The organism is Paenibacillus glucanolyticus NBRC 15330, assembly GCF_004000885.1.
GTDB lineage: Bacteria > Bacillota > Bacilli > Paenibacillales > Paenibacillaceae > Paenibacillus_AQ > Paenibacillus_AQ glucanolyticus.
The window spans coordinates 112,397-120,946 of sequence record NZ_BIMC01000018.1; the positions used below are offsets into that span (position 1 = coordinate 112,397).

Annotated in this window: 8 protein-coding genes and 1 pseudogene; 1 reads left to right on the forward strand and 8 read right to left on the reverse strand. The window is 52.9% G+C overall.

All coding sequences use genetic code 11. The features are described 5' to 3' along the window. Window positions 1-25 precede the first annotated feature (25 nt). The 7 genes from PGL02S_RS21945 to PGL02S_RS21975 form a co-directional block, all read right to left on the reverse strand. Window positions 26-739, reverse strand: a complete 714-nt coding sequence (locus PGL02S_RS21945; protein ID WP_036641330.1) for a glycosyltransferase — start codon at window positions 737-739, stop codon at window positions 26-28. Beyond that, on the reverse strand, window positions 736-1,467 hold the full coding sequence (locus PGL02S_RS21950; RefSeq protein ID WP_006208716.1) for a sugar phosphate nucleotidyltransferase: 732 nt from the start codon (window positions 1,465-1,467) through the stop codon (window positions 736-738). The genes PGL02S_RS21945 and PGL02S_RS21950 overlap by 4 nt, the downstream gene beginning before the upstream one ends. Then, entirely contained in the window at window positions 1,464-2,225 is a 762-nt protein-coding gene (locus tag PGL02S_RS21955; protein ID WP_006208715.1) for a glycosyltransferase family 2 protein, read from the reverse strand. Before PGL02S_RS21955 ends, PGL02S_RS21950 begins: the two co-directional genes overlap by 4 nt. Beyond that, entirely contained in the window at window positions 2,222-3,157 is a 936-nt protein-coding gene (locus PGL02S_RS21960; protein ID WP_036641328.1) for a glycosyltransferase family 2 protein, read from the reverse strand. The genes PGL02S_RS21955 and PGL02S_RS21960 overlap by 4 nt, the downstream gene beginning before the upstream one ends. 154 nt (window positions 3,158-3,311) lie before the next feature. Next, window positions 3,312-4,172, reverse strand: coding sequence for a glycosyltransferase family 2 protein (locus tag PGL02S_RS21965; RefSeq protein WP_081742794.1), 861 nt, complete (start codon window positions 4,170-4,172; stop codon window positions 3,312-3,314). Window positions 4,173-4,348: 176 nt separating this feature from the next. Next, the gene (locus PGL02S_RS21970; RefSeq protein WP_036641327.1) at window positions 4,349-4,906 is read right to left on the reverse strand and encodes a WIAG-tail domain; all 558 of its coding nucleotides are present in this window, start codon (window positions 4,904-4,906) and stop codon (window positions 4,349-4,351) included. 82 nt (window positions 4,907-4,988) lie between these two features. After that, window positions 4,989-6,134, reverse strand: a complete 1,146-nt coding sequence (locus PGL02S_RS21975) for a glycosyltransferase family 4 protein (protein WP_006208711.1) — start codon at window positions 6,132-6,134, stop codon at window positions 4,989-4,991. A gap of 294 nt (window positions 6,135-6,428) precedes the next feature. Here PGL02S_RS21975 and PGL02S_RS21980 point away from each other — a divergent pair, with 294 nt between their 5' ends. Further along, the gene (locus PGL02S_RS21980) at window positions 6,429-7,529 is read left to right on the forward strand and encodes a YheC/YheD family endospore coat-associated protein (RefSeq protein WP_036641325.1); all 1,101 of its coding nucleotides are present in this window, start codon (window positions 6,429-6,431) and stop codon (window positions 7,527-7,529) included. 231 nt (window positions 7,530-7,760) lie between these two features. Here PGL02S_RS21980 and PGL02S_RS21985 read toward each other — a convergent pair. Further along, window positions 7,761-8,550, reverse strand: a pseudogene (locus PGL02S_RS21985) (DUF5704 domain-containing protein); the annotation flags it as partial.

Sequence of the window (8,550 nt, forward strand, 5' to 3'; positions counted from 1 at the left end):
ACGGATTCTCCGTGCAAAACACCCGCTATAACTTTCCTCCTGCAAATACGGTGGATGCCTCAATTCTGGACCTCTGCTCCACCGGTATCCGTTCCAGCCATTTGAGCATGCTATTCTCTGCAGAACCGATATCCTCCATCCACAATCCGATCTCTTCCGGAAGTTTACGCCTGAACAGCAAGCAGCTTAATTTCTGTCCGGAAAGCGGGACTTGCTGTGCCGCCTCTTGTGTCGTCGTCAAGCCCCCGGAACTGGCATAGACCATTCGGATAGCAGGCTCGCGCTCAAGCTCCCTTATCAGTACCCCCAGCCAGTTGTCCAGATTCGGAGCATCATAAGCCAATACGGCGATATATTCACCAAGCGATGTGGAGATGGCCCTGTTTATGACAACAGCAAGATTGTCGCCGCTCTTCCCCTTAATATGCCGTATGGCTCCGCTCCGTCCAAGAATATACCGTCTCGTGGCCGGTGTGGCCCCAGCATCTGCAACAAGCACTTCATACAGGTGGGGGGTCATGGTCTCCACATGCTGAATGACTTGAACGGCTGAATCATGATGCGGATGGGCAGGAATTATAATGCTCGTTCCATCAAATACACTGCCTCGATCCTCCTGTCCAAGCCTCAGTCCCAGTGCATAGCCTGCCTGGTAACCGGCTCGGTAACTCTCCCCGGATCCCCCTTCCCGTTTCTCTGTGGTATTGAGCGTGGCTCTCGCTGCACGTCGTCTTTTCATGGCAATGCATCCTTCATGTGTACAGCCGCCTCCTGCAGCGATTCAAAAGTACCGGCATCACACCACCATTGCTGCAGAATGTCATACACCAGTGTCCCAGCAGCTGCGTACAGATTATTGACATCGGTAATCTCCAATTCCCCTCGGTCCGACGGACTGATTCGGCTGATGATTTCAAACACACTATGGTCATACATATATATTCCGGTCACCGCATGACGGCTCCGGGGATTTACGGGTTTCTCCTCAATGAAGAGCAGTTTCCCACTGCCATCCTCCGCAAAAACAGGCACGCCGTACCGATGAGGATTATCCGTAGGGCTGAGCAGCACCATTGCAGTACCAGGCGGCTGCTGTGTATAACACTGGATGAAGGGCTTTAAATCATCCTGAAACAAGTTATCCCCCAGGAGAACAACAAATTTCTCGTCTGGCGGGATGAATCCCTTGGCAAGCTCCAGCGCTTCCGCGATACCCCCCGCTTGTTCCTGCACCCTGTAGGTTAGATTGACACCGAAATTCCGTCCGTTCTCCAAATACTCCGCATACAGACCAACCGATTTGGAGCCGGTAATTAACAAAATGTCATCAATGCCAGCCTGCTGGAGCTTGTGTATTCCATATGCAATCATCGGATACTTTCCTACCGGAAGCAGGTGCTTATTCATATATTTCGTTAGCGGAAGGAGCCGGGTGCCGTTTCCTCCCGCCAATAATACGCCCTTCATGATGCGTCACCTCTCTCCTCGATGAATTGTAATGGGTCCACGTTCCATTTTTCCACAAACCGTTTCCGATTTCGTTCAATCAGGTCCTGGAACCCGCCCGGAAACCGATTCCGGAAGCTCGCGCTGCCCTCATGATGTACCAGAACGTTGCCTGCGACCAATAGCTTGAACCCGCCAAGACGGGCACGATAACAGTAATCATCATCCTCGTAATGACCGGGCGAGAACATTTCATCCAGCAGTCCAACCCGGTTCATGACCGTGCGCTTAAACAGATAACATAGTCCGACAATGCGGTTCACTTCCTGCCAGCGCCCCGGATTCGTCACATTCCAGCGCTCCGCTTCATGGATGTAACCCGTGATGTCCGTATACCCTGCCTCCACCTGCTGAATTCCGCTTGCGTAATTCGTTACAGGTCCAACGATCCCGATCTCCTCCCGGCTGTACAGCGCCTCCAGCAATAACGTCAGCCAGCGAGGCGAGACAAAGACATCGTTGTTCAGCAGCAGTAATTGGTCACCCGAAGCCATCCGAAGACCGCGGTTGCACGCAACGGGAAATCCGGTGTTCTCCGGCAGGGAAATCAGCAGCAGCTTCTCACGAAGACAATATTCGCCGGTGCCGTCCCGGGATCCGTTATCTACCACGATAATCTCGTAGGGTACATCAGTATAAGCACGAATATGATCCACGCAAGTTCGCAGCAGATGCAGTCCATTAAACGTGGGGATAATAATGCTTGTAAGTCCGCTCATAGGCTGTTCCTCCGTAAGGCTAGTTCCGTTCGTGACACCTGTCCCCATTGAAGACGTGCGCCAAGGTCTTTCATCGTTTCTCCAAGCGCTTCAACATGATCGCCAATGATCAGCCTTGCTACCGGATTGTCCTTGCCCCGGTTCGTTTTTCTTCTCCGGTTCATACTGAGAACATCCACCGTCTGCACCGCTTCAATCCGAAGTCCCTGTCTTATAGCCAGGGACTGGGCCATGGGCGGAACCGCAAGGTTCCCATACCCAATGCGCTCCATGGCATGCCTTGTCATGGCGTGCGGCACAGCCGTTAGAGAATTAGCCTCGAGATCATCGCGCCCCATCATTCGATTGAGAAAGGTTTTACAGCGGGTAACCTCATCTTGTCGTTCAAAAGCCGGCAGAAGCGGCATAATATCGTTTAAAGCTACATCCACTCCCCGATCTGCCGCCACCAGATACGAGCTCAGTTTCTCGGCAGATACCGGCATATCCCCGTCCATGAACAGGATGATGTCGCCAGTGCTCATCTTGGCCCCCATGGCACGGGCCACGTCATGCCCCAGACGATCCGGAATATGCGCAACAATGACCCCTTCAAATGAACGTGCTGCAGCGTACGTGTGGTCCTGACTTCCATTCTCGACCACAATGATCTCATGGAATGGAAGTCGCTTCAGCTCCCGCAGCACCATCGGGATCGAGCTTGCCTCATTGCAGGCAGACACGATAACGGAAACGCGCCCGTTCAGAGGCGGCAGCAGTGGCGCGGGGACAGGCTCCCTGGAGCTTCTGGCGTACCCGCGCCGGAAAGCTTCAGCTGCACTCGGCATTACATGGTAGAATTGGTGCCGGGGAATTCCACTGGAATACAACCACTGCCCAAAGGCAGCCGAAGCCGCACTGCTGGAAACAGTCCTGTTCCTTTTGCCAGCCATGCCTCCCGCACTCCATGCCAGCCGTTGCCACCGACTGCTCAGCGAGGATCGGAAGGCTGTGGAGGCTCGGGGGGAGCCCTTTGCTTTTCTTGAACGCCTTTGGCTGTAACGGCCTGATCGGAATGATTTTTTATAAACTACCTTCTGCACGTGCTCACCTCACCAAGCTCCGTCTTCGTCCTCCATCGTGATATCCGCCGCGGACGCCCCTCTCCGCAATCACGGCTTCCAGTGCTTCCAGATGATCGCCCAGCACCAGCATTTCGAGCGGATCCCCGCCAGTTGTCCGTCCCGGGTTCAAGCGTCCGACCTCAACGCGATAAACCGCCTCCACCCGCAGCCCCCGGCTCATCGCAGCTGCCTGCGCTTTGGGAGGAATCGACAGTTCCCTTGCACCCATGACATCGAGCGCCCGGCGGCTTAATGCATGCGGCACGGCTGTCATGGACGCTCCCCGCAAATCAGACCTGCCCAGAATCGAATTTAATGTATATTTCGCAAGAATAACCCGGTGAACCGGCGACCGATCGACAGGGCCGGTGTAATCGTTCAGGGCCACATCCACACCAGACAGCACCGCCTGTACGAATGGCCTTAATTCACCAGAAGGAATAACCATATCGCTGTCTGTAAAAAGAAGAATTCGTCCTTTAGCTGCTTGTGCGCCTACACTTCGTCCAACATCGTTACCGAGCGGCTCCGCAAAAGATAATACCTTAGCTCCCATTCGCTCTGCGACCGATGCCGTTTGATCCTTGCATCCATTCGCAACCACAATAACCTCCGTTTCGGGGTGAACCGCCCGGGCCTCTGCTATCACCGCACCGATTTTGCCTGCTTCATTCATAGCCGGAATAATGACGGATACCAACGGATTCGGATGATTATCTCTTGGGATCTGTGGTTCCGAAGGACGGTAGGTTATACGGTTAGCCGGATCTGTCGGCTGCACTCCTCTTCTGGAGGCTCGCCGTGCAACCGATCTTCGTGGTCTTAACCGCTGCACATTACGCATATTCGTACTCCTCCTCCCATGTAACGTCACTTGCTCCTTGGCAATCTATGCTATTGTATGTTTGCTCTCACTCACCGTAACGGCATATGTACGGTTATGCGCCATGCTCATCCCCCATCTGCTACCTGTACACACAAAAAGGGCGGGGAGTTTCCTCCCCGCCCTTTTTTTCACTCCTAATGTCCGCCTACCGCTATCCACGACACCCACCCGGCAGCTAGCTGACTGCCTTCGTTTCTTGTAATGCCAACTACCGCCTGAAGTTCGTTCCGTGACCTAACCCCCGCCTGAAATGCCGGATCGCTGCACGATACCACCATCGCATAGTTTGCGTCGGCATAGGGAGACTGAAGCGATACGGCAACATCGATGTCGTCCACGTCTTCCGGAAACACGAACGGTATATTGCCGAACTGCTGCATTAACGGCCTGTCAGTTGTCCCTTGCACCGGATTAAAGTTCAAATGATCCACATCCACCGAATGGATTGCAATTTTAGAAGAAGTAATCGATTCAGGGGACAGATGAATGCTGTACACGGAATAGTCTTCAATCGCCTCACTCCTTACGCTGCGATGCCGAAGATGAGCGGCGCCGATCGTATCATCGGCCAGGGCATATTCGCTTCCACCATGATCCGCGCTCGTTCTGAACGTGGATGTTTTGAGACGGCCAGGATATCGCCGGTACGATCTCTTCCCTCTTCCCCTGGTGATCCTTCTGGCTTTGTTCACTGTCGGCTCTCTCCTCTGCTTCTAATCGTTACTTCATCCTATTCGGCAAGGGGGGCTCCTGCCACAGTCCCCTCGGTTTCCATCAGATGGTCTGCATCAGATGGACCCAGCGCTCTGCTGTGTGGTTCCATCTGAACCGCTGCCGCACCGTTTCACGGCCAGCCATTCCGATCTGTCTGCGAAGATTTTCGTCCTGAAGCAGATTGTTGATCTGCTCTGCAAGCCCGGTAGGAAAATCATCGCTTTGAACCAAGTAACCCGTCACCCCATTCTCTACAATTTCCGGAATGCCTCCTGCGCTTGATGCGATAACCGGTACGCCTGCCGCCATTGCCTCAACGTTGACCAGTCCAAAGGCCTCTCTGGGCGCAGATGGAACAGCCACGATATCCGCCAGCGTGTACCAGTCGGCTATAGCCGGATAAGGCACAAAGGGGCGGAAGCACACCCACTGCTGATACGGCCTGGCAGCCCTTTTTAATTCCCTTACATAAGCGGTTTCACGGTCCGAGCCGTAAGCTGCGCTCCCGATAATGAGCAGCAGCACGTCCGGATGCTTGTCAATGATCTGTGGCAGTGTTTCAATTAAGTGGTGGACGCCTTTATCGGGTATGAGCCGTCCGGCAAACAGGAGAATGCGCCGCCCGCTCCATCCGTGCTGAGCAAGCCTTGCTTCCTTTAATGCCTTGGCAGCCGGGCTGAAGGGCGGGGTAAAATGCTCAAGGCTAACCCCGAGGTGATTAATCGTGATTTTATCCGACAGCCACGGATGCCTGGTCGTAATATCCTCCAGTAGAAAACGGCTGTTGACTACAATCCCGTCCATCCAGCGAGCAATGTTCCCAAACCGCTGTTCACTCATGTACGGAGGCGTGACGAAGGTATTGGAATGGAGATTGAGTACTGTCTTCACATCAGGAAGATGCATCTTCAGGCGCTGGGCTAGCAGCGGCCGATTGTGCACTTCGATAATATCCGGTCTCCATTTTTGAAGCCTGCGCAGCAAGGAAGGATAGTAGTTCGCTCCAGATGGAAGTCGATAACACGGTACACCGTTGATCGCGTCCTTGGACGGAAGCCCTTTTCCCAACACTCCGAATATGCGCACATCCATGACTTCCTGTGCCAAGGGAATGGTCTGCTCCACCACACGCTCCACGGAGCTGCTCCTCCCCGATGGAATAACAAACGACCCCGGCGTCACAACCGCCACCTTCCGCAAACTCATAACTCCACACCCTTCTCACAACTTAGCTATATGAAAAAACCTCTGCTGATTGATTTCAAAGGAGACCCTGGCTCTATAGCCGTCGTGTTTGCATGCTGTCTCCAAAAAGGCGCACTCCCGTCATTTGTATGGCCTAATACCTTAACATATACCGGATAGGGGGCTGTTGGTGACTAATATTAATAATAAAGAATAGGCCAACCACGGGCGACACCCGTCCATCCGGGACAATCTTCCTTATGCATACGATGTGGTACAAAGACTACATGATCTATGGTAACAAGGAGGATGACCATGCATCCGGAATTTGTCGGCATTCTGCTCAACAACAACACGTATCGCAGAATTTCCAGCGGGAGAATCGGCACTGAATCACTGGCTAACTATGAAGAAGCCGCTGCCATGTACGGGCTGGTTCCTTGTTTTTTTACCATTCATCATATTTCACGGGATACCGGAAAGGTGACAGGATACATCCCGATTTCATCCGGATACACCAAAGTGCATATTCCCATTCCCCGTGCGATCCATATGCGAGCCATATACAACAGACGTGAACTCAAGCTGATCGATCACCTGATTCAACAAGGAATCTATGTGTTTAACGGGCGCACCCGCTATGGTAAAGACAAGATTCACCATATGCTGGAGCAGGATCCTGAATTGGCCCACGCCTTGCCCCATACGGTAAAAGCTACTCCTCTCTCGATTCGGTCCATGCTGAGTCAGCACGGTGACCTCGTCTTAAAGCCGTGCAGCGGAAGTGTCGGAGTTGGGATTATGCGGTTAAAAAGGAGCCCTGGACGCACCCATCTGACCTATTCCCGTTCCTTGCCTTCTGCAAGAGGCTGGAGAACGGTAGCGTTGGCTGAAGGGAGACTTCATCCTCTGATATACCAGAGGATCAGGCGCGCGCCCTTTCTAGCGCAGCAGCGCATCCCCCTGGCAGAATACAGGGGACGTCCTTTTGACATCAGGGTCACTGTGCAGCGGGGAGGCAGCGGCGGCTGGGAGATTGCTGGCATGTTCGCCAAAACCTCACCGCCCCAAACCTTTGTCTCCAACATTGCTCAAGGAGGCTCAGCCTATCAGGTGCCTGATATACTGACCCGCTGTATGCCTCATGCACCTGTAGGAGCTACCCTTGAGCGTATCTCCGAATTTTCTCTGCATATCGCCCGCATCCTGTCCTTGTTTATTCCGTATGCAGCCGATTTTGGACTGGACATTGGCATCACGGAAGATGAAAGACTCTATTTCATTGAATGCAACGGCTGCGATCAACGGTATGGCTTCCTGGAGGCAGGTATGGGAGAAGCGTGGAAAAACTCATACCGCAATCCGATGGCTTTTGTCCGCTATCTGTATGACAATGCGGGATGGCCCCCGTATTGAAAAAGGGACTGAATGCGATGCCTGTTATGGTCCATTCGCTTCCTATAGGAGGGGGAAATCCTGCAAATTGGATGAGAGCATACAGCCATGCTTCACAGGTCGTTCACCTCAATGCAGCGGTAACCTGTGAAGGGAATGAATTTTCATCAGTGGAACAGCATAAAAACCAGCCGCTGCCCAGAGAAATCGGGCAATGGCTGGTTTTTAGATGTTATTGAAGTGTGGGTTGGATCAGTGAGGAACCTGAGATTTGAAATCTCCTTTACTGGACTGATCCGCATGATAGAATACAACATCCCCGTCTGTCAGGTTGAATCTCTTCCCGTAGGGATCCGTATGTGTATTGCTATACCCTTCGAGCTGCCACTGATTCATGAGTGGGCCATGAATGTATTGCAAATGCGGCTTGGCCGTATTGCCGTTTCGGATCGTCTCCAGGTTGAAATTCACCACAATATACCCTTTTTTCAGGAATATCGCCGATTTCTCATCCAGACGATTCGCCCGTCCGTACGCCGCCAAATCGGTTCCCTTCTTCACGACATATACGTCGGCAGGCAGACTGTATTCACCGTACCAGCGCTGAATGGCAGCGTTGGCACGCTCGGTGTCAACGGAGGCAGGTAAACCTGCCTTGGGCCCGATCAGTGTTCGTATGCCGGAAGGAAGCAGCATCCAATCCAGCCTTCCCACCCAGGTTTTGCTCTTGCTAATTTTCTCCATATACTGCTTCGCATAGGTCGCTGCACTCATCCCCGCCGGGGCACCGCCATGGTTATACAGATAAGCGGCGGTATCCTGCAGTTCGTCTTGCGGAACATGGCGCAGCCTTTCATTCAAAACAACGTACCGCTTCTCCGTATCCTGCGGCGAACCGATGCGAATGAACTTCCGGTTCCCGCTGTGATAATACAAGTCAACCTCCTGGCGTCCGCTGCCATCTTTATTTACATAATAAAAACTCGGTGTGATCGAAATGCCATCTTGGGTGCCAAACATATTGCCCTTTGTCTTCAAATCG